This is a genomic window from Streptomyces sp. CBMA152 (genome assembly GCF_014596475.1).
Taxonomy (GTDB): Bacteria; Actinomycetota; Actinomycetes; order Streptomycetales; family Streptomycetaceae; genus Streptomyces.
This window is the reverse complement of sequence record NZ_MECJ01000033.1, coordinates 706,433-729,644: the sequence shown is the minus strand read 5'-3', so window position 1 is coordinate 729,644 and position 23,212 is coordinate 706,433. Positions and strand designations below refer to the sequence as shown.

Here is a 23,212-nt window from a genome sequence, read left to right as displayed (position 1 = left end):
ACGGGCGGAGTGATGGAACGTACTGATGCGGCATCGGCCTCGGCGTCGGCCGGCCCGAGACCGGCCGATGCGGGGCCGCTCGGCTCCCCGTTCTCGTACACGGAGGCGGACGAGGAGAAGCGCCGGGGCGTGCGCCGGATGAAGGCGACGGCGACGGGCCTGCTGCTCCTGGTCGCGCTCATCTTCGCCCTGGCGACCTGGGCGGACCGCTCGGGCGCGGGCCCCTGGGCGGGCTATGTGGCGGCCGCGGCCGAGGCGGGCATGGTGGGCGCGCTGGCGGACTGGTTCGCGGTGACGGCCCTGTTCCGCCACCCGCTGGGCGTCCCGATCCCGCACACGGCGATCATCCCGAACAAGAAGGACCAGCTGGGAGTGTCGCTGGGCGCGTTCGTAGGCGAGAACTTCCTTTCTCCATCCGTGGTTCGTACACGCCTCGGAGCCCTGGGAATCGGCAGCAGGCTCGGCGCATGGCTGGCGGAGCCGGCGCACGCGGACCGGGTGACGTCGGAGCTGGCGACGGCGCTGCGGGGCGCGCTGACGGTGCTGCGGGACTCGGACGTCCAGGCGGTGGTGGGCGAGGCGATCACGCGCCGGGCGGACGCGGCGGAGGTCGCCCCGGGGATCGGCAAGACCCTGGAGAAGGTGGTCGCGGACGGCGGCCACCGCAGGGTGGTGGACCTGGTCTGCGCGCGCGCCCACGACTGGCTGGTGCTGCACGGGGACTCGGTGATGGACGCGGTGCAGGGCGGAGCGCCGGGCTGGACCCCGCGTTTCGTCGACAAGAAGGTCGGCGAGCGCGTCTACAAGGAGTTGCTGCGCTTCGTCACGGAGATGCGGGACATGCCGACGCATCCGGCGCGCGGGGCGCTGGACCGCTTCCTGGCGGACTTCGCGGCGGACCTCCAGTCGGACACGGACACGCGCGCGAGGGTGGAGCGCCTGAAGTCGGACGTCCTGGCCCGCCCGGAGGTCCAGGACGTGATCGCGTCGGCGTGGTCCTCGGTCCGCTCGATGATCATCGCGGCGGCGGAGGACGAACGCAGCGAGCTGCGCCTGCGGGCGCGCGCGTCCCTGCTAGCCCTGGGCGCCCGCCTCTCCACGGACACCCGCCTCCAGGCCAAGGTCGACGGCTGGCTCCAGGACGCGGCGGCGTACGTGGTCTCGACGTACCGCGCGGAGATCACGTCCCTGATCACGGACACGGTGAGGTCCTGGGACGCGACGGACACATCGAGAAAGATCGAGGCCCACATCGGCCGCGACCTCCAGTTCATCCGCATCAACGGGACGGTGGTGGGGGCGTTGGCGGGGTTGGTGATCTTTACGGTTTCGCGGGTGGTGGGGGGGTAGGGGGGGGCGGGTTTTGGGCGCGGGGTAGGTGCCTCTGACGCGCGGTGCCGGGCGCGCAGGTCTGCGGCTTCCCGGACGGTGTTCCCGATCCGTACGTGCGGTCCGGGCCGCCAGGGTTGCCCGGGTACTCGACTGCCGGGCGGCGGTGAGGCCAACGGGCTCACCCGGGAGGGGAATGTCTGCGGGGCCCTGCTGGGCGCGCGCTCGCAGTCCTGTCCCTGCTCTGCACCGTCACGCGCCCAGCCACCCTGCGGGGAGTTGCATCACTACGTACGTACGAGTCGCATCCGACGTTCAGATGGTTCCCGGTTTCGGTCAGGCACTTTTCCGGGTGACGGCCCAGGACGCCACGGCAACCCCACCCGCCACGGCGAACACGGACGGCCAGGCGCCGACCTTCTTGGCGAGCGGGTGCGACCCGGCGAAGGCGGCCACGTAACCCGCGGTGAGCCCGACGGCGGCCTTGGTCCCGGCGGCCTGCTTCCACTCCCGCGCGGCGAGAGCCCCGGCGACGGCGAGGGCGACCCCACCGAGCTGCCGCTTCTTGGTCCACCGCGCGACCCCGTACCCCCCGACAAGCCCACCCGCCGCGATAGCCGCTGCCGGAACCTTCGCCATGTCTGCCTCCTGCGCCTGCCCTGTATGGACTGTCCGTCCCGAGGCTAATCGGCGGTCGCCGACGACCTGCATCCGGTCCGCTACATCCGCCCCGCCCGAAGCGCCCCGACGAACTCGGCCCAGGCGGGGTCGGCGAAGGTGAGGCGAGGTCCGTGGGGCCGCTTGGAGTCCCGGACACCTGCCCCACCCGCGAGGAACGCGGCCTCGACACACTCGCCGCCGGATCCGTTGCTGTAGCTGCTCTTGAACCATTCTCCGTCGGTGCTGGCACACGGCATGTCGCTGGGAGAGTGTGTGGTGTTCATCGCGAGTGCTCCTCCATTACGCGCCTGATCAAGGCAGTTGAACGAGACGGGCTCGACGCGAGAGCCCGAAGGTTGTCGAAGGCCTTGGTGTACTGCCCTACATCATGCTGCGTTTCCAGATACGTGGCATCGGTCAGACCGTCTCGGTAGACCAGATCGGGATCCTCCTGTTCCGGGAACCCGAGGATGGTGAATGCGCCCGTCGCGGGATAGCTCCCGGCGGTGAACGGCAGTACCTGCAACGTCACGTTTCCCAACTCGCTCACGGCGAGCATTCGTTCGAGCTGGTCATGCATCAGCTTGCGGTCGCCGATGACGTGACGCAGCACGCTCTCGTGAACGATGAACCAGGCGTCGGGTGCCGACGCCTTGGTGAGGAGGCTTTGCCGCTCCGCCCGGACCTTCACCGCCCGTTCGAGATCCGCCGCAGGCAACTGGTTCGAGGCAAGATGCAACTCCGCGATGTACTCCGGGGTTTGCATCAGGCCCGGGACGAACTCGCACTGGTACTGGCGCAGGCTCGACGCCGCCTGCTCGAAGCCGACGTATCCGGCGAACCAACGCGGGACTCCGGTGCCGTGCGCCTGCCACCAGCCGCGCAACTTCGAATCCTTGGCCAGCGCCATGAGGAGTTCCCGCAGTTCGTCGCCGGTGCCGTAGAAGCGGCACAGGGCATCGACGTCGGAGGGCTGAACACGGCCGCTGCCCGTCTCCAACCGGTTGACCTTGGAGCCACTCCAGCTCAGTGCCTCTCCGACTTGGTTGCAGGTCAGCTGGCTGATCTCACGCAGCTTCTTGAGCTCGATGGCCAGTCGGCGGCGACGAGCAGTCGGGGAATCGGCCACATCAACTCCATGTGCTGTAGCGGACGTTCAGTCTCTGCGGAAGTGGGGCGTCCTGCCAATCGCCCGATCGTGGGAATCCCGTCGTGCAAATTGCATGACGGGATGGGCGCTGCCATGCTCGCACCATCGCCGATGCGGGACCGAGAGGGTGATGGCATGGCGGGATGCAGGTTCAAAGTCCGCAGAAAGCCGTGGGATCTGCCGTTCCTGGCGGAGCCTGAGGAGCTGAGCGGGCTGCGGAACGTGATGCGGTTACACCTGGGCATCTGGGGCCTGCCGCACATGATCGACGCCGCCCAACTGTGCGTAACCGAACTGGTCACGAACGTCATCACCCACGTCGGCCCCGGCACCCCGACAACCCTGGCGGTCTCGATGAACGGCGGCTCCCTACGCCTCGAAGTGACTGACCCGGACGTACGGGCGCTGCCGACCCTCCTCGCGGCCACCGAGGGGGAGGAGTCGGGCAGAGGGATGGCGATCGTGGACGCCGTGGCGACGCACTGGGGCGTTGTCCTCCGCGCGGACACCAAGGTGACGTGGTGCGAGCTCACCACCGGGCTTCAAGCAGCAGACGATCACGTCAGGGAGCTTGGAGTCGACACGGCGGAGGAACTGCTCTCGTTGTACTGCTACTTGGAGAACCATGCGGCCGGAGGGGACGCCACGTCCTTCAGCGTGGCGGTTGCCGAGGAGGCCGCGATCCAGATCTTTGCCGACCTCCTCGACTGGTTGCGAGCGCACGGCTGCGACCCGAGCGTCACGCTGGACCAGGCCCTTGTGCGCTGCGAAGTCGAATCGCCATAAAGCCAGAGTTGCTGCGTCAGCTCGCCACGATGTGCGCATACGTCCAGACGTCCGCCGGCAGTTCGTTGTGGAGACGCCACGTTATGGCCATCGGCTTGCTTCCCTTATGCCCGTCGTACGTTGCCGGACCCAGCAGCATCCACGGCTGGGACTTGCCGATGTCGTTGTCCTTGTAGCGGCGCATGAAGAGCATCACGTGGCTGCCCTGCTCGACATGCTTCTGGTAGCGGCGGCCCGTGGGCGAGTTCGCCGCTGTGGTGCTCTGCGACTCCCAGTGAAACTTCGTGGGGCTCAGCGCGAAGTCCTTGTACCGGATCGACGGGGAGAAGTCCTTCTCGTTCTTCTCCAGTGTGATCAGCAGGGCGTCCGTCTTGAGGGCGTCCACCCATGCCACGCCTTGCGCGAACGAGCCCGGCATTTGTCCGCCGAGTTTGGCCACGCCGAGGGCGGCCAGGATCTCCGAGCGGTTGTACGAGCTATGGATCTTCAGGGGGAGCCCGTGGTGGGGACCCGTCAGGTCGAGCGGCAGGTGGTCCGTGCGCTCGTGGATGTGCGCCAGCACCTGGCGGAGTTCACTGCGCAGCGCGACCTGCTCGCGGAGCGAGTCGAACCCCTCCTGGTAGCTGGAGAATCCGCCCGCCTTGTCCCACAGGTTGAAGAAGAGCATGCGGGCATAGCCCTGGTGCTTGACGTCCAGCTCGACGTACGCGGGCGCGTCGTCTTCCAGCAACTGGGTGTACGCCTCCACGCGCTCGCGGTCGTCTGCGTGCAGGAACGCGTGGACGCGCTTGAGGAGTTGCTCCTCGCCGGGCGGTGCGTCCTCCGGGATGAGATTCGCGTAACGCAGTATCCGCGTCCAGGAGTTGGAGCCCTTGTACAGCTCCTTGATTTCTCGGCGGCTCTCGGTGAGATAGCCCGACAGGCCCAGCTCGGCGAAGTCCTTCACCTCGGAGGCGAGGACCTTGATACCCGCCTTGAGCTGCGTACGGACGTTGTCCAGGACGATGTCCTTGGCGACGCCTTCAAGCATGATCTGGCAGCCGGAAGGGAGCTGCGGGAAGTCGCGCTCCAGGTTGTCGACCAGTCGGTTGCGCGACAGGCTCGTCAGGGCGCGGAACTGCTCCTCGAAGCGGAATTCGGCGCGGTGCTCACCGATGAAGTCGAGGACGGTCAGGACTGGCTTGTTCGGGGTGCGGCGCAGGCCGCGGCCCAGTTGCTGGAGGAAGACCGTCGCACTGTTCGTCGGCCGCAGGAGCAGCAGGGTGTCGACATCCGGGATGTCGAGCCCTTCGTTGAACAGGTCGACCGAGAAGATGACTTGGAGGGGGCCATTGCGCAGAGCGGCCAGCGCGGAGTCCCGCTCGGAGGGGGTCGAGTCACTGTCGAGGGCGATGGCTTTGATGCCCGCATCGCGGAAGAAACCGGCCATGAAGCGGGCGTGCGCCTTGGTCACGCAGAATCCGAGCGCACGCATGGACTCCGGGTGGGAGATCTTCTGCTGTATGGCCTTCACGACCAGCCGGGCCCGAGCATGGTTGCCGGTGTAGACGTCACCCAGCTCGGCAACGTCGTACGAGCCCTTCTGCCAGCTGAGCTGCTTGAGGTCGGTGCCGTCCGGAATGCCGAAGTAGTGGAACGGGCACAGCAGATCGTTGTCCAACGCCTCCCACAGGCGCATTTCGGCGGCGATACGGCCGTCGAAGAATTCGTCCTGGACGTTCAGCCCGTCCATACGCTCGGGCGTGGCCGTCAGGCCGAGCAGTTCCGCGGGTGCGAAGTGGTCGATCACCTGCCGGTAGGTGTTCGCCGTCGCATGGTGGAACTCGTCGATGACGATGACGTCGAAATGGGCCGGGTTCAACAGTGCGAGGCGCTGCTCGGTGAGCGACTGGACGCTGGCGAAGACGTGCTTCCACTCGCTCGGCTGCTCCCCGTTGTGCAGGAGCTCCCCGAATGAAGCGTCGTCGAGGACCTCGCGGTAGGTGCGCCGAGCCTGCTTGAGGATCTCCTTGCGGTGCGCCACGAAGAGCAGTCGCAGGTCCTTGCCCGTGGTGCGGAGCAGATCGCGGTAGTCCAGTGCGGCCATGACGGTCTTGCCGGTGCCGGTCGCGGCCACCAGCAGATTGCGGTGCCGGTCGTGGACCTCCCGCTCGATGGTGAGCCGCTCCAGCATGTCGCGCTGATGCGCGAAGGGGCGCACTTCGAGCCCGGAGAGGCTGATCCGCGTCTCACCTGAGCTGGTGGTGCCGCCCGCCAGACCAAGCGCCTCGTCCAAGCGTGCAGCATCCGCATCCGGGTCGTACGGCTCGAACGCGCTGCTGCTCCAGTACGCGTCGAAGGTGGACTCGAACTTGTTGAGGACGTCACGGGTGGCGACCGAGGACAGTCGTACGTTCCACTCCAGGCCGTCGAGGAGCGCGGCCTTGGAGAGGTTGGAGCTGCCGACGTACGCGGTGTCGAAGCCGGTGTTGCGTCTGAACAGCCACGCCTTGGCGTGCAGCCGGGTGGAGCGGATCTCGTAGTTGATCCGGACCTCGGCGCCGAACTCCCGCACCAGCCGGTCAAGGGCGTGCCGGTCGGTGGCGCCCATATAGGTCGTCGTGATGACCCGGATGGGTACGCCGCGCTCCTTGGCGGCGCGCAGCGAGTCCTCCAGGACGCGAAGTCCGTACCACTTCACGAAGGCGCAGAGCAGGTCGACGCGATCCGCCGTGGCCAGCTCGGCCCGCAACTCGCTGCCGAGGCTCGGGTCTTCGGGCGCATTGGTGATGAGAGCCGTCTCGGAGAGCGGGGTGAGCGGGCGCATCGCGTACACACCCGGCGCCTCCTGCTCGGCGAGGGCCAGCAGCTGGCGCGGGCCGTCGACGATGACGTCCTCGGGGTCCGTGTTCGGCTGCGCCGATGCCGCATCCTTGGGGGATACGGCATCCGGCTGCGAGGGCCCTTCGGCGGCGAATGAGGAGAACGACGCCATGATGTGGTTGGCCGCGGCTACCTGCCTGTCCTGCGGAAGCTCCCGCAACTTCCGCTGCACGGCCGCGGCGACGAACCGCGCGAGCACATGGGGCGAGGACTCCTGGCTGACCTCGGCGTCGACGGCCTTCCATCCGTCGCTGGTGAGGCTGTCGATCTGCTCCTGCACCTGCTGCGTGATCAGCTTCTCGTACACGCCGGTGATCGGCTGCGTGAAATCCCCCGAGTCCGCCACGGCCTCTCCCTGGGTCGCTGGGTCATTCGATTCCGTTGCGACTCAGTTTTAACAAAGGCCACTGACAACCCCGACAGCGGCGTCACATCGCCCCGTGGCACTCCCCATAAGCCACCCCGGACCCGCACCAGCAATCCGCCCCCCGCCGAGGCGGCCAAGCCACCGCGCGCCCCCGGGCCGCCAGCGTTGTGGCGTACTGGGGGAGGAGGTCCGCGTTGGAGGGGGAGGAGGATTCTGAGGCTGCGAAGGCCTCGTAGGACGGGACCGTGCCTGTCACGATGCCCAGGTTCGCCGTGCCCGTTGCTGACAGCTCGCGCAGCGATGCCTCGATGTCCAGCAAGTGGGCCGCGTGGGTGGGGTATTCGGACTGGAGCTCCGGGTACGCCGTGAGGAGTTCCGTCAGTTCTGGCTCCGGCCAGTGCAGGACCGCTACCGGGAACGGGCGGGAGAGGGCCGCGCGGTAGGAGCCCAACTCCGTGCGCAGGCGGGCCAGTTCCGCCTTCAGCTCCGCCGGGTCGTTCGAGCCCAGGGACCACAGGCGCTTGGGGTCGTGGAGTTCGTCCAGGGTGATCTCGGCGCGGTGCAGGCGGTCCGCGAGCTCGTCCCAGGTGTCGTGGTCCAGGGCGAGGAGGCGGCGTACGCGGTGGCGGGCCGTCAGCAACGACTGGGTGGGGTACGGGATTTCCGTCGACGCGTCGGCCGTCGGGACGAAGAGGGTCAGTGCCGTTGTCAGGACGGTGTGGGCCGCGTCGAGCTCGTCGTGGGTCTCCAGCGTCTCCGCGATGATCTCCCACGGCGCCGGGTCCCGGGGGGCCGCGATGCGGATGCCCTCGATCATCGCGCGCGCCTCGGCCTCGTGCCCGTACTCCCAGAGGTTGGCGGCCTTGAACGCCTTGATCAGGGTGGGGTGCTCCGGCTCGGATGCCAGCAGGCGGTCGTAGAGCGTGGTGGCACGCTCGCGGTCGCCGGCGAGTTCCAGATGGGCCGCGGCCTGGAGGAGCAGCGGTTCGTGGTCCTCCGGGTACTGCGTCGCGGTGCGCAGCAGACGCTCGGCTTCGGTGGTGTGATCGGCAGGCGTGTCGGGGCGCATGAGGGACACCGTACTGCTGTGCGGGGTCCCGGCGGAGGGGTGTTCCGGCCCTGGTGAGTTGACGGGGCAGCCCTTATGGTGCGCGCGTGCGGACGTCGATCTGGGTGCGGAAGCGGATGCCGAAGCCCTCGCCGGTACCTGTGGTGGTGCATGGGCGCGGGCGCTCTCGGCGGTTGCCCTTGTGTCGGCATGACGCGTACGTACGTCCAGCCGCGCGCCCCGCGCGCGTGCCCCCGGCATCGGGCCCGCGCCCCCGCCTCCTCGCCCGCGCCCTCTGGAGCGGTGCCGAGCTCGCCGTCACCCTCGGGGTCGTGATCCTCCTGCTCGTCGCCCATCAGCTGTGGTGGACCAACCGGGAGGCGCGGGCCGAGGCGCGGCAGACCGTGCACACGCTGGAGCGGGAGTGGGGTCGGCAGCCAACGGCCCACGCCCCGGTCCCACCGGCTCCCTCACCCCGCACCGCCGGGTCGCCCGCCTCCGCCACCGGCAAGCCCGCCCCCGACGACCGCCCCCAGGGCGACCAGGCGTACGCCGTGCTCCGTATCCCCTCCCTCGGCATCACCGCCCCGATCGCCGAGGGGATCAGCAAGCACGGAGTGCTCGACAAGGGGTACGTGGGGCACTACCCCGGCACCGCCCAGCCCGGCCAGGCCGGGAACTTCGCGCTTGCCGGGCATCGCAACACGCACGGCGAGCCCTTCCGGTACATCAACCGGCTGCGGCCGGGCGACCGCGTCGTCGTCGAGACGCGGACCGCCGTTTTCACCTATCTGGTGGACAGTTCGCTCAATCAGACGTCCGCCGGCGACAGTGGTGTTATCGCTCCCGTCCCGCGCAGCAATTTCCGTACGGAGTACGGATACAGCAGGGCCGGGTACTACGTCACGCTCACCACCTGCACCCCGGAGTTCACCTCCAGGTACCGGCTCGCGGTGTGGGGGAAGCTCGCCTCGGAGCGCCCCCGCTGACCTTCACGCGCGCTCGCGCAGCACCAGTGCGAGCACCGCTCCCGGGACCGCCAGCCCCGCCGACACCCACAGCGCCGCGTTCACCCCGGACGGGGCCACCGCGATCGTCAGGGTGACCCCGGCCGACGAACCGATGTACCGGGCCGTGTTGTTGGCGCCCGACCCCATCGCCGCGCGGTCGGCCGGTACGGACTCGACGGCCAGGCGGGGCAGCGCCGCGTTCAGCAGGCCGCTGCCGACGCCGCCCACCACCAGGCCGGGCACCAGGCGCCACTGCGTGCCGCCCACCGGGTGCACCGCGCCCAGCATCGCCAGGACGCCCACCGCGTGCAGCGCGAAACCGATCGCCAGCTGGTGGCGCGCGGCGACCCGGCCCGCCAGGCGCCTGGCCTGCAACGCAACCACGAACGCGAGGCCCGACCAGAGCACGAACAGCCACGCCGCCGACATCGGGGACGTACCGCGTATCTGGTGGAGCAGGTTCGGCAGGCAGCTGAACAGGCCGATCACCGACAGGCCGGTGAACAGCGCCGCCGCCGACGACGCCAGGAACACCGGGCGGCGGAAGAGCGCGAGGTCGATCGTCGGGGTGGCCGCGCGGCGCTCCACGCGCGCGAAGGCGACCGTGAGCAGTACCGCCGCCGCGAGGAGTACGCCGACGGGCGCGCGCAGCCAGCCGTCGCGGCCCAGCGTCAGTGCGCCGATGAGGGCGGTGAACGCGAGCGCGAGGGTCAGCGCGCCCGCCCAGTCGGGGCGCCCGCCCGCGCGAGGCGCGCGGGACTCGGTCAACGCGCGCGTGGCGGCCGCGAAGGCGAGCAGGGCCGCCACGGCGAGGACCGCGTACGCCAGGCGCCAGTTCACCGTCGCCAGGCCGCCCGCGAGCAGCGGGCCGACCGCGATGCCGCCGCTGACGAACGCGCCCCACACCCCCGTCGCCCGGATCCGCGCGGCCCCGGCCGGGAACGCGGCGACCAGGAGGCCGAGGCTGCTCGCCAGGATCGCCGCGCTCGCCGCGCCCTGGGCGACCCGGGCGAGCGTGAACGTCAGGGTCGTGGGCGCGACGGCGCCGAGCGCGATCGTGATGCCCAGAGCAAACGTTCCGGCGAGGAAGATCCGGCGCCGCCCGTAGTCGTCGGCCAGGCTGCCCGCGACCAGGAGCAGCGCGGCCAGGCCCAGCGGGGTGCCGTTGAGGAGCCAGGCCTGGGCGGAGACCGGGGTGCCGAACGACGCGGTCATGCCGGGGAGCGTGAGCATCGGGGCGGTGTAGTTCATCAGCGCGACGGCGGTGGCGGCGCTGGTCGCGGCGAGGGTCGCGCCCGCCCCCTTCGGGGGAGCGTCGGTCCGCGACGCCGTCGCCGTCTCGGTCGGTATGTGCACTGTCTCGCCGGTCATGAGCTCTTGGACTCCAGGCGTATCCGTAGGTTCAATCAATGAACTTGCGTGCGTGGGTGATCCTAGCACGGTCGGTTCGTTCATTGAACCCACTCCGCTAGACTGGCTCCATGGCTCTCGGCAAGGACTACGTCGCCCAGGAGTGCTCCATCGCCAGCGCGCTGGAGATCGTCGGCGAGCGCTGGACGCTGCTGGTCGTACGGGACGCGCTGTACGGCGTACGCAGGTACAACGACTTCCTCGTCCATCTGCGCATCCCGCGCGCGGTGCTTGCCGCGCGCCTCCAGACGCTTCTGGACGCCGGGGTCCTGGAGAAGCGCCGGTACCAGGAGTCGCCGCCGCGCGACGAGTACGTCCCGACCGAGCGCGCCCTCGCCCTGTGGCCCGTGCTGCGCTCGCTCGGGCTCTGGGGGCGCCAGAACATCCCCGGCGCCGTGCAGATGCGCAGCTTCCATCACGTGGGGTGCGGTACGGAGCTCGGCGCGTACGGGGAGTGCCCGGCGTGCGGGGTCGCGGTGGCGCCGCGGGACGTGGAGATGCGGCCGGGGCCCGGGCTCAACCCCGACCCCGAGGACTGGGTCAGCCGTGCGCTGCTGGCACCCCGGCTCCTGCTCCAGCCGCTTGAGGCCGAGCGCACGTGACCGAGCCCGTCTGACCGTCCGGACCCGTTGTCCGACCCGTCGTGTATAACGGCAGAAGAGTCAGGAGTCGGACAGATGCTCGGGCAACACTTGCTCGGGCAGCGCGAAAACGAGGGGGGTAAGCATGACCGGCACGACGCGTTTCGCGCGGCCCGCCCTGCGCCTGCCCTCCCTCCCGTCGGTCCGCCTCACCTTCAGCCTGCTCCTCTTCCTCCTCGTCGAGGTCCTGCTCATCGGCGGCGGCACGCTGTCCGGGGCCGTCGCCCTGGCCGCCACCGCCGCGGCCGGCTCCGCCCTCGCCGCCTGCGCGACGCTCGCGTCCCGCGCGGTGCCCAGGGTGGCGCGTACGCGTATACGTACCGCGATACGTGACCGGGAGCGGCGCACCGCCTTCCTTCCGCAGCGTGACCCCGATGCCTCCGGACGACCGCGGCCCCGAGCCCCCGGCCGCCTCGCGCCGACGGCCGCGTAGGGCTCCGCTTCTTCCTGTCGACAACCCCTGTGTGTACGTGGGGGTCTCTGCCGACCCTTGCCGCCCTCTGCCGGTCCGTCACGCCGTCGCTATGTGACTCAGAAGTGACTCCGGAGGCTTTCCATGTCCGTTTTCGCCACCCTGGTCGGGCACCTCGCCGACCTCGTCCAGCCGCTCTTCCACGGCGCCGCGGCCGCCGCCGCGATCGTGCTGTTCACCATGCTCGTACGGCTCGCCGTGCATCCGCTGTCGCGGCAGGCGGCGCGGGGGCAGAAGGCGCGGGCCGCGCTCCAGCCGCGGATAGCCGAGCTGCGCAAGAAGCACGGCAAGGACAACGAGAGCCTGCAGAAGGCGATCATGGAGCTGCACGCCGAGGAGAAGGTCTCGCCGTTCTCCGGGTGCCTGCCGAGCCTGTTGCAGATGCCCGCGTTCTTCCTGCTGTACCACCTGTTCTCCAGCACCAGCATCGGCGGCGAGCCCAACGCGCTGCTCGACCACACCCTGCTCTCCGCCCCGCTCGGCGGCCGGTGGGCGGACGCGCTCGGGCACGGCGGGGTCGTCGGCGGGCAGGGTCTCGTCTACCTCGGCCTCTTCGTGCTCGTCGCCGGGGTCGCGACCTTCAACTACCGGCGTACGAAGCGGCAGATGGCGACGACGCCGATGGTCCCGGCCGACCAGCAGGAGGCCATGCCGGGGCTGGGGGCGATGACGAAGTTCATGCCGCTGATGTCGTTCGGCACGCTGATAACCGTGGCGGTCGTGCCGCTCGCGGCCGCGCTGTACGTGGTCACGAGCACGACGTGGTCGGCCGTCGAGCGGGCGTACCTCTACCGGGACGCGCGGCCCGACGCCGAGCGGGACGCGGGCGCGCTCAGCCCGGCGTAGAAACGGCGCAGCCTGGTCCTCCCTGGTTACGGTCCAGTTTGTGAACGGGGTCTTGCGGAGTGGACGTCGACCTTGGAGGATCGAACGATCCTCCGATGGCCGCTACCCATCGGCCGGGCCACGCTCGACCATAGGGAGACAGACCATGAAGCTGCTGCGCGTAGGCACGGCGGGCAATGAGCGCCCCGCGCTGCTCGCCGCCGACGGGACCCTGCGGGACCTGTCCGGGCTCGTGCCGGACATCGACGGTGAGCTGCTCTCCGACGAGTTCGCACTGGACCGGATACGGGCCGCGGCGGACACCGGGGTGCTGCCCGCGCTGGACGCGGCGGGGGAGCGCGTCGGGCCGCCGGTCGCCCGGATCGGCAAGGTCGTGTGCATCGGGCTGAACTACCACGACCACGCGGCCGAGACCGGTGCGGCGATCCCGGGCGAGCCCGTCGTCTTCTTCAAGGCGGCGGACACGGTCGTCGGGCCCGGCGACACGGTCCTGGTGCCTCGGAAGTCGGTCAAGACCGACTGGGAGGTCGAGCTCGCGATCGTCATCGGGCGCACGGCGCGTTACATCGGGGACGACGAGGACCCGCTGGCGTACGTCGCCGGGTACGCGGTCTCGCACGACGTGTCCGAGCGCGAGTTCCAGATCGAGCGCGGTGGCACGTGGGACAAGGGCAAGAACTGCGAGACGTTCAACCCGCTGGGCCCCTGGCTGGTCACCCGGGACGAGGTCCCGGACCCGCAGGCGCTGTCGCTTCGCCTGTGGGTCAACGGCGAACTGAAGCAGAACGGGTCCACTGCCGACCAGATCTTCCCGGTCGCGGAAGTGGTGCGGTACGTCAGCCAGTTCATGACGCTGTACCCGGGGGATGTGATCAACACGGGTACCCCGGCGGGGGTCGCCATGGGGCAGCCTGAGCCGAAGCCGTATCTGCGGGCGGGGGATGTGGTCGAGCTGGAGGTCGAGGGCTTGGGGCGCCAGCGCCAGGAGCTCAAGAACGCGTAGCGCGTCCGCGGGGTGCGGGGCTTTGTCTGCGGGCCGTCGGTGGCTGGTCGCGCAGTTCCCCGCGCCCCTGAAAGGGCCCTCCGGGCCCTCCTGTTTTCGTCTGCGGACCGTGCTGGGTTGCTCGCGCAGTTCCCCGCGCCCCTTGATGCGCCCCTGCGGGGCGCCCCTTTAGGGGCGCGGGGAACTGCGCGACCAGCCCCCACCGGCCCGCAGGCGAATCCGCGCAACTCAACCCGACACAAACCCCCGCAACCCCTCCACCACCAGCGCATGGTCGTCCACCTGCGGCAGGCCGGAGACCGTCACCGTGCCGATGACGCCCGCGCCCGTCACCCGCAGGGGGAACGAGCCGCCGTGGGCCGCGTACACATCGGGGTCCAGGCGGGAGGACGCCTCGAATGTCGTGCCCTTGGCGCGGAAGCGGGCGCCGACCAGGTACGAGCTGGACGCGTACCGCTCCGTGACGCGGCGTTTGCGGTCGACCCAGGCGTCGTTGTCCGGGGTCGAGCCCGGCAGGGCGCAGCGGAAGAGCTGCTGGGCGCCCCGGTGGATGTCGATCGTGACCGGGGCGTCGCGGGCCACGGCCAGCTCCCGCAGGAGCGAGCCGAGCGCCCACGCGTCCTCGTACGTGAAGCGTGGGAGGGTCAACTCGACCTCCTGCGCCTCCAGTTCGGCCATGCTGAAATCGGGGTCGAAGACGGGCGTCGTCACAGCGCCACCTCCACCGTCACGCCCTCGCGCGCGGACCGGCGCGCCGCCTCCAGTACGTCGAGCGCCGCCGCCGCCTCGTGCGCGGTGACCGGCGGTTCGCCGCCCTCGCGCAGGGCCTTCGCGATCGCCGTGTAGTACGCGGGGTAGTCGCCCGGTACGGTCTCGACCGGGCGGCCGCCGCCCGTCAGCGGGGACTCGCCGGAGCCGACCCGGCCCCACATCCCCTCCGGTTCCCGGCCCCACGGCTGCCCGGCGACCGGCCGCTTCCCGTCCCGCAGCGCCGCCTCCTGCGGGTCGAGGCCGTATTTCACATAGCCCGCCGACGAGCCCAACACCCGCATACGCGGGCCGAGTTCGGCCGTCGTGGCGCTCACGTACAGATGCGAGCGCACCCCGCCCGCGTGCGTGATCGCGATGAACGTGTCGTCGTCGGCCTGGGCGCCCGGACGGCGTACGTCCGCCTCCGCGTACACCCGTAGCGCCGGGCCGAAGAGGACCAGGGCCTGGTCGACGAGGTGGCTGCCCAGGTCGTACAGCAGGCCGCCGATCTCCGCCGGGTCGCCCGACTCGCGCCAGCCGCCCTTGGGCTGCGGGCGCCAGCGCTCGAAGCGGGACTCGAAGCGCTGGACCTCGCCGAGCTCGCCCGAGTCCAGGAGCGCGCGCAGGGTCAGGAAGTCGTTGTCCCAGCGGCGGTTCTGGAAGACGGAGAGCAGCAGCCCGCGCTCCTCGGCGAGCGCGGCAAGCCCCCGCGCCTCGGCGGCCGTGCCCGCGACCGGCTTGTCGACCACGACCGGCAGGCCCGCCTTGAGGGCGGCGGTGGCGATCGGCACATGGGTCTTGTTGGGGGACGCGATCACGACAAGGTCGAGGTCCGCGTCGGCGAGGTCGTCGGGGGAGTCGGCGAACCGCAGCCCCTCGCCGAACTCGGCGCGGGCCTGCGCCCGGCGCTCGGGGCTGGACGTGACGACGGTGTCGAGGGCCAGGCCCTCGGTCGCGGCGATCAGCGGGGCGTGGAAGACGGATCCCGCCAGGCCGTAGCCCACGAGTCCGACGCGAAGGTCAGAGTCCGTACGAGCATTCATGCGTCCCACTTAAGCAACGCTGTTGTCAAAGTGCAAGCGCAGGAGACAATGGAGGTGTGAACAGGAGTAACCCGAGAGCATCGGGAACCTCGGGAGCCAATCTGCCGGCCCTGCGCAGCCACAACGCCGCGCTGGTGCTCGATCTGCTGCGCACGGCCGGGGACGCCGGGATCAGCAGACTGGAGCTCGCCGAGCGGACCGGGCTCACCCCGCAGGCCGTCAGCAAGATCACCGCGCGGCTGCGGGCGGAGGGCACGGCGACCGAGGCGGGCCGCCGCGCCTCGACCGGCGGCAAGCCGCGCACGGTGCTCAAACTGGTGCCGTCCGCCGGACACGCGATAGGACTGCACCTCGACCGCGACGAGCTCACCGCCGTCCTGGTCGACCTGGCGGGCACGCTGGTCGGCGTGCGGACCGTGCCGCTCGACTTCGGCGCGGGCCACGACACGGTCGTCGAGGCCGCCGCCCGCGAGGCCGAATCGCTCATCGGTGGCCGCCGGGTGCTCGGCGTCGGCGTCGCCAGCCCCGGCCCGCTCGACCACCACACCGGCGTGCTCCACCGCGTCACCGGCTTCCCCCTGTGGAACGGCTTCCCGCTGCGCGACGCGCTCGCCGACCGCCTCGGCCTGCCGGTCGTCCTCGACAAGGACACCAACGCGGCGGCCCTCGGCCTCGCCCTGCGCGGCCCGGCCGACTCCTTCGCGTATCTGCATCTCGGTACGGGCCTGGGCGCGGGTCTCGTCCTCGACGGCACCCTGCTGCGCGGCTCGCGGACGGGCGCGGGCGAGTTCGGCCACCAGACCATCCTGCTCGGCGGCCCGGCCTGCGGCTGCGGGGCGCGCGGCTGCATCGAGGCGCTGTGCCTGTCGTCCGTGGCGCGCGGCGACATCGCGGCCGCCGCCCGCTTCCTGGGCGTCGGCGCCGCGAACCTCGTCGGCCTGCTCGACATCGACCGCGTCCTGCTCGGCGGCCGTACGGTCATGGGCGCGCCGGACAGTTTCGTACGCGGCGTACGGGCCGTCCTGGAAGAACGCGCCCGCCGGGGCGGCGGCGACGCCCGCGCGATCCCGGTCTCGGTGACCCCGGGCGGCCCGCACGCGGTGGCGGAGGGTGCCGCGAGGCTGATCCTGGGGCCGGTGTTCGGGCATGGGGCGGCGGGGCCGGGGCAGCGACTCGCGGGCGACGCCGGATAGGCGACGCCATATAACTGTCCGACAGGACGATATTGGGCTGATCAGGTGGATTCGCGGGGCCGATCCGTCGGCGGCGGGCGTGGCGGCGGTGAGGCTTCGCGCGCGCGTGGCAGGGTCCGGAGGCACGAACGCCTGCGACCAGCAAAGGCTCCTCATGCGACTGCGCAACGCCCTCGCCATCGGAATGACCGCGGCCACGGCCCTGTCCGGGACCTCCGCCGCGACGGCCGACGAGAGCGAGCCGCGCGGCCGGCACGGGCACGCCTCGCTCTTCGCCGCCAACCAGCCGGTGTGCGGGGACAAGGACGGTCGCGACTTCCCGTTCGACACCCGGATCCACGGCGGGCCCGCCGAGTACCACCCCGGTGACGGCGCCCAGGTCTGGTACGTCGACCTCACCAACACCACCGCCCGCACCTGCCGCAACATCCACCCCGTCGTCGTCCTCGTCGACCGGGACCGGACGCTCAAGAACTCCCAGGCCAAGATGGAGTTCTTCGATACGGCGGCCGGGCGCCCGCACCCCGTTCCGTTCGAGCGCACGGACGAGGACGAGCACATCGGGGTCTTCGACGACGGGTTCCCCGGGTTCGTGATCGGCGCGCGGCAGACCGTCACGATCAAGGTCCGGCTCGGCTTCACCGCCGACACCCGGGCCAACCAGGTCACCGTGAACGCGGCGGTCGTGCAGCGGCGGGGCGACAGCGGGGAGTGGGTCGGGGAGTCCGGCGGGTACCGGTTCGGGATCGCGCCGCCGGGTGCGGTGACGCCGCGTGCGCCTGAACTGGCCGGGCTGGGTGACCAGGACGACCTGGACGACTTCGACGAGCTGGCCGAGACCGGGACCGGTTCGCCCGTCGTGCCCGGGGCTGTGGCCGGGGGGCTGGTTCTCGGTGGTGGGGCGCTGGTGATCGGGTCGCGGAGGCTGCGTCTTCGGCGCCGCTGAGCCGGTGTCCGCGCCGACGGCTTCGGCGCCGACAGCTTCGGCGCGGCTGAGGCGCACGTACCTTCCCGTGCGAACATCCCCCTCGTGGACTACCCGAACGATCAAGCCCCCGGCGCCCCCGTCCGCTCCGGCATCCCCGAGCACGGGCGCATCCCCAAGTACTACGCCGTCAAGGCCCAAGTGGCCGCGCTCATCGACGAGTTGGGGGAGGGCGGGCTGCTGCCGACCGAACGCGATCTCGCCGTACAGTACGAGGTCGCCCGCGAGACCGTGCGCCAGGCGCTGCGCGAGCTGCTGCTCGAAGGACGGCTGCGGCGGCAGGGGCGCGGGACGGTGGTCGCGGGCCCGAAGCTGGAGCAGCCACTCTCGCTCGCGAGCTATACGGAGGGCGTACGTCGGCAGGGGCGTCGTCCGGGGCGCGCGCTGATTTCCCTCGACCGGTTCCCGTGCCCGGCCGCGCTGGCCGCCGAGACGGGTCTCTCGCGGGGGGAGCCTGTGTGGCACATGGAGCGTGTGCTGCTCGCGGACGATGAGCGGATGGGGTTGGAGAGTACGTACGTGTCGGTGGGGCGGGTGCCGCGTCTGGATGTTGAGTTCGAGCCGGACTCGTCGTTCTATGCGTATCTGCATGACCGGCTCGGGATTGCCTTCGGGGACGCGGATGAGCGGATCGAGACCGTACTTGCTACTCCGCGGGAGGCGTTGCTGATTGGTACGCCGCCTGCGTTGCCGATGTTGCTGATTCATCGGGTTTCCCGGGATACGGCGGGGTTGCCGCTGGAGCGGGTGCGGACGCTTTATCGGGGGGATCGGTTCTCGTTCACCACGCATCTGGGCGGTGCGGTGTAGCCGTTTTCGTCAGCGGGTGCGTTGTGGCTGGTCGCGCAGTTCCCCGCGCTCCTAGGAGGTGGGGGGTGCTGTGCCGTGCTGTCTGCGGATCGCGCTGGGTTGCTCGCGCAGTTCCCCGCGCCCCTTGTAGGGCCAGCCACTTTGTATAACAGAACCATAACGGGTCTAGGCCAAACTTGAAGGGGCGTTCACCGTCCCGTCGGCGGGTGGACCCCTTTGGTCCACCCGCCCCGAGGACTGTTCACCGCGTGAGAGTCATCGTCGTTGGAGCCGGCGTGGTGGGAACCATGCACGCCTGGCACGCAGTGGAACGCGGCCACGAGGTCGTACAGATCGAGCGCGAGAGCGAGGCGCGCGGGGCTTCCCTGCGTAACTTCGGGCAGATATGGGTCAGTGGCCGCGCCGGGGGTGAGGAGTTGGACACCGCTCTGCGGGCCCGGGAGCTGTGGGAGGGCATCGGGGAGCGGGTGCCGGAGCTGGGGTTCCGGGCCTGTGGCTCGCTCACCCCCGTACGTAACGACCTCGAACTCGCCGTCGCCGAAGCCGCGTTGGCGCGCGAGGACGCTGCCGCCCGGGGCTACAAGCTGCTCACCGCCGACGAGGCGCGGGCCGTCAACCCCGCGCTGCGTGGTGACTTCGTCGCCGCCCTGTGGTGCGAGCGCGATGCCGCCGTCGAACCCCGTACCGCCCAACTCGCGCTCAAGAAGGCGCTGTTTGCGTCCGGGCGGTACACCTTCCTCGGTGGGCGGGAAGTCCGTGAGGTCATCGGCGAGAATGCTGTCCGCGACGATCACGGCGACACCCACACCGGCGACGTCGTCGTCCTGTGTACGGGTGCGTGGCTCGGCGGGCTCGTGCGCGAGCTCGTGCCCGACCTGCCCGTCCGTCGCGTACGGCTGCAGATGATGCAGACCGAGCCGCTCGGCGAGACGCTGACCACGTCCGTCGCCGACGCCGACAGCTTCCGCTACTACCCGGCGTACGCGAGCGGCGCGCTCGACGCGCTCAACGCGGGCCAGGCGCAGGATCCGACGGCCGCCGCGCACAAGATGCAGCTCCTGATGGTGCAGCGCGCGGACGGCGGGCTGACGATCGGCGACACGCACGAGTACGAGCACCCCTTCGCCTTCGACGTCGTCGAGGAGCCGTACGAGCATCTGGCGCGGGTCGTCGAGTCCTTCCTCGGCCGCCCGATGCCGAAGGTCCGCCACCGGTGGGCCGGGGTGTACGCGCAGTGCACCGACACCTCCCGCGTCGTCCACCGCCAGCAGGTGCGCGACGGGGTGTGGCTGGTGACCGGGCCGGGCGGGCGCGGTATGACCTGCTCCCCGGCGATCGCCGAGCGGACCGCGAACGAGCTGGGCTGGTAAGGGAGTTGAGTGACATGAGTACTGCGTACAAGCTGGTCGTTCTTGACATGGCGGGCACCACCGTCGCCGACGGCGGGCTCGTCGAGCAGGCCTTCGCGGCCGCCGCCCGGCGGCTCGGCGAGGATCCGGACACGATGGTCGACTACGTCCGCGCCACCATGGGCGAGTCCAAGATCTCCGTCTTCCGGCATCTGTTCGGCACCGAGGAGCGGGCGCAGACCGCGAACACCGCCTTCGAGCAGGCGTACGGGGAGCTCGTCGCGGGCGGCAGGATCGCCGCGCTGCCCGGCGCCCGCGAGGCGATCGAGCGGCTGCGGGCCGAAGGGCGCACGGTCGTCCTGACCACCGGATTCGCCCGGGTCACCCAGGACGCCATCCTCGGCGCGCTCGGCTGGCGCGACCTCGTCGATCTCACCCTGTGCCCGGCGGACGCGGGGGGCCGGGGGCGGCCGTACCCGGACATGGTGCTCGCGGCGTTCCTGCGCACAGGCGCGGTGGACGGGGTGCGGGAGATCGCGGTGGCCGGTGACACCTCGTACGACGTGCTCAGCGGGGTGCGTTCCGGCGCGGGCATCGTCGCCGGGGTGCTGACCGGCGCCCATGACGAGGCCGCGCTGCGGGCGGCGGGGGCGACCGACGTGCTCGGCTCGGTGGCCGAGCTGCCGGACCTCATCGCGCGGGCGGAAAGCTCATGACCGGCATACGGTTCGACGGGGTCAGCGTCGTCTACGACGGGAACACCGTCCTCGACTCGCTCGACCTCACCGTCGAGCCCGGCGAGGTCATGGCGCTGCTCGGGCCGTCCGGGTCCGGCAAGACCACCGCGCTGCGGGCCGTCGCCGGGTTCGTGCGGCCCGCCGCCGGGCGGGTGTTCATCGGCGGCCGGGACGTCACCGCGCTGCCGCCGCACCGGCGGGGCATCGGCATGGTCGTGCAGCAGTACGCGCTCTTCCCGCACATGCGGGTCGCCGACAACGTCGCGTTCGGGCTGCGCGCCCAGAAGGCGCCCCGGGCCGAGATCCCCGGACGGGTCGCCGAGGCGCTGGAGATGACCGGGATGTCGGCGTACGCGCGGCGCTATCCGCGCGAGCTCTCCGGCGGCCAGCAGCAGCGCGTCGCCATCGCGCGGGCGCTGGCCATCCGGCCGGGCGTACTGCTCCTCGACGAGCCGCTGTCGGCACTCGACGCCCAACTGCGCTCCGGCATGCTCACCGAACTCGCCCGGCTGCACCGCGAGTTGCCGGACGTCTCGATCCTGTACGTCACCCACGACCAGGTCGAGGCGCTGACCCTGGCCGACCGTATCGCCGTGATGGACCGGGCCCGGCTGCGGGACTGCGGCACGCCGCAGGACCTCTATCGGCGCCCGCGTACCGAGTTCACCGCGTCGTTCGTCGGCAACGCCAATCTGCTGCCGGTGCGGGTCGGTTCGGGGTACGTGTCGTTCGGCGGGACCTCGCTCGCGGTCGCCACGGACGAGGTCGCGGTGGGGGCGTCGGCCACGCTGTGCGTACGGCCGCACCTGGTCGGGCTCGGGGACGGCCCCAACGCCCTGCGCGGGCGGATCGCCGAGGTCCAGTGGCGCGGCTCCACGCATCGCCTGTACGTGGACGTGGCCGGTCACCGCATCAAGGCGGACCTGCGCGAGCTGCGCGCGACGCCTGCGCTGGGCGACGAGGTCACGCTGCACTTCGCGGCGGAGGACGCGGTGCTGCTCTCCGCAGGGGTCGGGAATGGGTAATCCGACGCGCCCCACAGTGTCCGGGCACCCGGGACCGGGGGTTGTGCCCACCCGTTCCGCCGTGCGGAACGCCTGCCCACAACGGGAGGAGGGGGATAAACGGGCTCGGCCACGCCTGCCCAAGGCGCTGTGGGCGCTTCCCCCCGTCCTCGTCCTCGGACTCACCTTCCTCTACCCCCTCGTCCTCGTCGTACGACAGTCACTGACCCCCGACGGCTCCGACGGGATGTCGCTGGCCCCGTACACCGACGTCTTCGCGTCCCACGCGTTCCGGGACGCGCTCACCACCACGGTGTGGCTCGCCACAGGCGCCACGGCTGGGTGCCTGGTGCTCGGATTCGTCCTCGCCCTCGTCATCGCCTTCGTCCCGTTCCCCGGCGGAAAGGCCGTCGCGCGGTTCATCGACGTCTTCCTCTCCTTCCCGTCGTTCCTGATCACGCTCGCGCTGCTGTTCATCTACGGCACGGTCGGTATGGCCAACGGGATGTGGACGGATGTGACCGGTGCGCACAGCGGGCCGTTCCAGTTCCTGACCACCCCCTGGGGCGTACTGCTCGCGGAGATCACGTACTTCACGCCCTTCGTGATGCGGCCGCTGCTCGCCGCGTTCTCCCAACTGGACACCGCACAGCTGGAGGTGGCGTCGTCGCTCGGCGCGCGGCCCGCCCGGATCGTGCGGCGGGTGATCCTGCCCGAGGCGCTGCCCGCGCTCGCCGCCGGCGGCTCGCTCGTCCTCGTCATGTGTCTCAACGAGTTCGGCATCGTGCTCTTCACCGGGGCGAAAGGGGTCACCACCCTCCCCATGCTCGTCTACAGCAAGGCGATCCTGGAGTCGGACTACCCGGCCGCCTGTGTCGTCGCCGTCGTCAACATCGCGATCTCCGTGGGCCTCTACGGCCTCTACCGGGTGGTGAGCCGACGTGTTGGTGCATAGCCGGGGCGGCCGCTGGGCCACCTGGACCGTCTTCTTCGTCCTGTTCCTGCCGATCTTCGCGCTGCCACTGCTCGTCATCGTCGCCGCGTCGTTCGCGACCAACTGGTCGGGCGCGTTCCCGTCCGGCTTCACCACCTCCCACTACGACGCGGCCACCACCGGCGACTCGCTCCAGGCGCTCACCACCAGCCTGGTCACGGCCGTCTCGGCCAGCCTGCTGGCGCTGACCGTCGGGGCGTGGGCGGCGCTGGCCGCCGCCTCGCTGGGCAAGCGCGGCAAGCGGGCGATGGATGCGCTGTTCGTGCTGCCCGTCGCCGTGCCCTCGGTGGTCGTGGGGCTCGCGGTCCTGGTCGCGTTCTCCAAACCGCCGGTCCTGCTCAACGGAACGCGCTGGATCGTGATCCTCGCGCACACCGTTCTTGTCACGGCGTTTGCCTACCAGTCGGTTTCGGCCGCCATCGTGCGTCTGGACCCGATGTACGAGCAGGCCGCGGCCAGCCTCGGCGCCCGGCCCGCGTACGTCCTGTGGCGGGTCAGGCTGCCGCTTCTGCTGCCGTCCCTGACCGCGGCCGCCGGGCTCTGCTTCGCCCTGTCCATGGGCGAGTTGAGCGCCACGATGATGCTCTACCCACCGGACTGGACGCCCCTGCCCGTACAGATCTTCGCGGCCACCGACCGTGGCTCGCTCTTCACCGGCGCGGCCGTCGCCGTGGTCCTCATGGGCACGACGCTGCTCGTCCTGCTCGCGGTCTCCCGTATCCGTACCAAAGCCCGCTTCAGATAACAGGCTTCAGACAACAGG

23 protein-coding genes are annotated in these 23,212 nt (G+C 70.7%); 15 read left to right on the top strand and 8 right to left on the bottom strand.

Annotated features, from left to right (window positions below; all coding sequences use genetic code 11):
* Window positions 1-12 precede the first annotated feature (12 nt).
* Window positions 13-1,350 (top strand): DUF445 domain-containing protein, encoded by a 1,338-nt coding sequence (locus tag BG418_RS36175; RefSeq protein WP_188278276.1) that lies wholly within the window; start codon window positions 13-15, stop codon window positions 1,348-1,350.
* A 315-nt stretch (window positions 1,351-1,665) separates the two neighbouring features.
* Here the strand turns inward: BG418_RS36175 and BG418_RS36170 are convergent, their stop codons facing one another.
* From BG418_RS36170 to BG418_RS36160, 3 genes are all read right to left on the bottom strand, one after another.
* The gene (locus tag BG418_RS36170; protein ID WP_188278275.1) at window positions 1,666-1,968 is read right to left on the bottom strand and encodes a hypothetical protein; all 303 of its coding nucleotides are present in this window, start codon (window positions 1,966-1,968) and stop codon (window positions 1,666-1,668) included.
* Between the two features lie 80 nt (window positions 1,969-2,048).
* On the bottom strand, window positions 2,049-2,273 hold the full coding sequence (locus BG418_RS36165; RefSeq protein ID WP_223185845.1) for a DUF397 domain-containing protein: 225 nt from the start codon (window positions 2,271-2,273) through the stop codon (window positions 2,049-2,051).
* On the bottom strand, window positions 2,270-3,118 hold the full coding sequence (locus tag BG418_RS36160; RefSeq protein ID WP_188278274.1) for a Scr1 family TA system antitoxin-like transcriptional regulator: 849 nt from the start codon (window positions 3,116-3,118) through the stop codon (window positions 2,270-2,272). Before BG418_RS36160 ends, BG418_RS36165 begins: the two co-directional genes overlap by 4 nt.
* A gap of 102 nt (window positions 3,119-3,220) precedes the next feature.
* Here BG418_RS36160 and BG418_RS36155 point away from each other — a divergent pair, with 102 nt between their 5' ends.
* Window positions 3,221-3,925, top strand: coding sequence for an ATP-binding protein (locus BG418_RS36155; RefSeq protein ID WP_223185844.1), 705 nt, complete (start codon window positions 3,221-3,223; stop codon window positions 3,923-3,925).
* Between the two features lie 16 nt (window positions 3,926-3,941).
* On the opposite strand, the gene BG418_RS36150 is transcribed toward BG418_RS36155, so the two are convergent.
* Together BG418_RS36150 and BG418_RS36145 are read right to left on the bottom strand one after the other, a co-directional pair.
* On the bottom strand, window positions 3,942-7,133 hold the full coding sequence (locus BG418_RS36150; RefSeq protein WP_188278273.1) for a DUF3427 domain-containing protein: 3,192 nt from the start codon (window positions 7,131-7,133) through the stop codon (window positions 3,942-3,944).
* Between the two features lie 82 nt (window positions 7,134-7,215).
* A complete protein-coding gene (locus tag BG418_RS36145; RefSeq protein WP_188278272.1) occupies window positions 7,216-8,223 on the bottom strand; it encodes an SEC-C domain-containing protein in 1,008 nt (335 codons plus the stop codon).
* 227 nt (window positions 8,224-8,450) lie between these two features.
* Between BG418_RS36145 and BG418_RS36140 the strand changes: the two genes are divergently transcribed.
* On the top strand, window positions 8,451-9,191 hold the full coding sequence (locus tag BG418_RS36140; protein WP_317453870.1) for a class E sortase: 741 nt from the start codon (window positions 8,451-8,453) through the stop codon (window positions 9,189-9,191).
* A 3-nt stretch (window positions 9,192-9,194) separates the two neighbouring features.
* On the opposite strand, the gene BG418_RS36135 is transcribed toward BG418_RS36140, so the two are convergent.
* Window positions 9,195-10,583, bottom strand: a complete 1,389-nt coding sequence (locus BG418_RS36135; protein ID WP_188278271.1) for an MFS transporter — start codon at window positions 10,581-10,583, stop codon at window positions 9,195-9,197.
* Between the two features lie 110 nt (window positions 10,584-10,693).
* On the opposite strand from BG418_RS36135, the gene BG418_RS36130 reads away from it, so the two are divergent.
* The 4 genes from BG418_RS36130 to BG418_RS36115 all read left to right on the top strand — a co-directional run bounded on the left by BG418_RS36130 (window position 10,694) and on the right by BG418_RS36115 (window position 13,584).
* A complete protein-coding gene (locus BG418_RS36130; RefSeq protein WP_188278270.1) occupies window positions 10,694-11,224 on the top strand; it encodes a helix-turn-helix domain-containing protein in 531 nt (176 codons plus the stop codon).
* Between the two features lie 124 nt (window positions 11,225-11,348).
* Window positions 11,349-11,696: a DUF6412 domain-containing protein gene (locus BG418_RS36125; RefSeq protein ID WP_223185842.1), complete on the top strand. Its 348-nt coding sequence runs from the start codon at window positions 11,349-11,351 to the stop codon at window positions 11,694-11,696.
* 123 nt (window positions 11,697-11,819) lie between these two features.
* Complete coding sequence (locus BG418_RS36120) at window positions 11,820-12,581, top strand: YidC/Oxa1 family membrane protein insertase (protein ID WP_188278269.1); 762 nt, start codon at window positions 11,820-11,822, stop codon at window positions 12,579-12,581.
* A gap of 145 nt (window positions 12,582-12,726) precedes the next feature.
* Complete coding sequence (locus BG418_RS36115) at window positions 12,727-13,584, top strand: fumarylacetoacetate hydrolase family protein (RefSeq protein ID WP_188278268.1); 858 nt, start codon at window positions 12,727-12,729, stop codon at window positions 13,582-13,584.
* Window positions 13,585-13,812: 228 nt separating this feature from the next.
* On the opposite strand, the gene BG418_RS36110 is transcribed toward BG418_RS36115, so the two are convergent.
* Window positions 13,813-14,262, bottom strand: coding sequence for a heme-degrading domain-containing protein (locus BG418_RS36110; protein ID WP_188278370.1), 450 nt, complete (start codon window positions 14,260-14,262; stop codon window positions 13,813-13,815).
* 29 nt (window positions 14,263-14,291) lie between these two features.
* A complete protein-coding gene (locus BG418_RS36105; RefSeq protein WP_188278267.1) occupies window positions 14,292-15,377 on the bottom strand; it encodes a Gfo/Idh/MocA family oxidoreductase in 1,086 nt (361 codons plus the stop codon).
* A gap of 56 nt (window positions 15,378-15,433) precedes the next feature.
* On the opposite strand from BG418_RS36105, the gene BG418_RS36100 reads away from it, so the two are divergent.
* From BG418_RS36100 to BG418_RS36065, 8 genes are all read left to right on the top strand, one after another.
* Window positions 15,434-16,570, top strand: a complete 1,137-nt coding sequence (locus tag BG418_RS36100) for an ROK family transcriptional regulator (protein ID WP_188278266.1) — start codon at window positions 15,434-15,436, stop codon at window positions 16,568-16,570.
* A 154-nt stretch (window positions 16,571-16,724) separates the two neighbouring features.
* The gene (locus tag BG418_RS36095; RefSeq protein ID WP_188278265.1) at window positions 16,725-17,516 is read left to right on the top strand and encodes a hypothetical protein; all 792 of its coding nucleotides are present in this window, start codon (window positions 16,725-16,727) and stop codon (window positions 17,514-17,516) included.
* An 84-nt stretch (window positions 17,517-17,600) separates the two neighbouring features.
* Window positions 17,601-18,365 (top strand): GntR family transcriptional regulator, encoded by a 765-nt coding sequence (locus BG418_RS36090; RefSeq protein WP_188278264.1) that lies wholly within the window; start codon window positions 17,601-17,603, stop codon window positions 18,363-18,365.
* 248 nt (window positions 18,366-18,613) lie between these two features.
* Window positions 18,614-19,735 (top strand): TIGR03364 family FAD-dependent oxidoreductase, encoded by a 1,122-nt coding sequence (locus tag BG418_RS36085; protein ID WP_188278263.1) that lies wholly within the window; start codon window positions 18,614-18,616, stop codon window positions 19,733-19,735.
* A gap of 14 nt (window positions 19,736-19,749) precedes the next feature.
* Window positions 19,750-20,430, top strand: a complete 681-nt coding sequence (locus BG418_RS36080; RefSeq protein WP_188278262.1) for a phosphonatase-like hydrolase — start codon at window positions 19,750-19,752, stop codon at window positions 20,428-20,430.
* Window positions 20,427-21,476, top strand: coding sequence for an ABC transporter ATP-binding protein (locus BG418_RS36075; protein WP_188278261.1), 1,050 nt, complete (start codon window positions 20,427-20,429; stop codon window positions 21,474-21,476). The genes BG418_RS36080 and BG418_RS36075 overlap by 4 nt, the downstream gene beginning before the upstream one ends.
* Window positions 21,469-22,410 carry a 2-aminoethylphosphonate ABC transporter permease subunit gene (locus tag BG418_RS36070; protein WP_188278260.1) on the top strand — a complete coding sequence of 314 codons (942 nt, stop codon included), beginning with the start codon at window positions 21,469-21,471 and terminating at the stop codon, window positions 22,408-22,410. Before BG418_RS36075 ends, BG418_RS36070 begins: the two co-directional genes overlap by 8 nt.
* On the top strand, window positions 22,397-23,194 hold the full coding sequence (locus BG418_RS36065; RefSeq protein ID WP_188278259.1) for an ABC transporter permease subunit: 798 nt from the start codon (window positions 22,397-22,399) through the stop codon (window positions 23,192-23,194). The genes BG418_RS36070 and BG418_RS36065 overlap by 14 nt, the downstream gene beginning before the upstream one ends.
* Window positions 23,195-23,212: the final 18 nt, after the last annotated feature.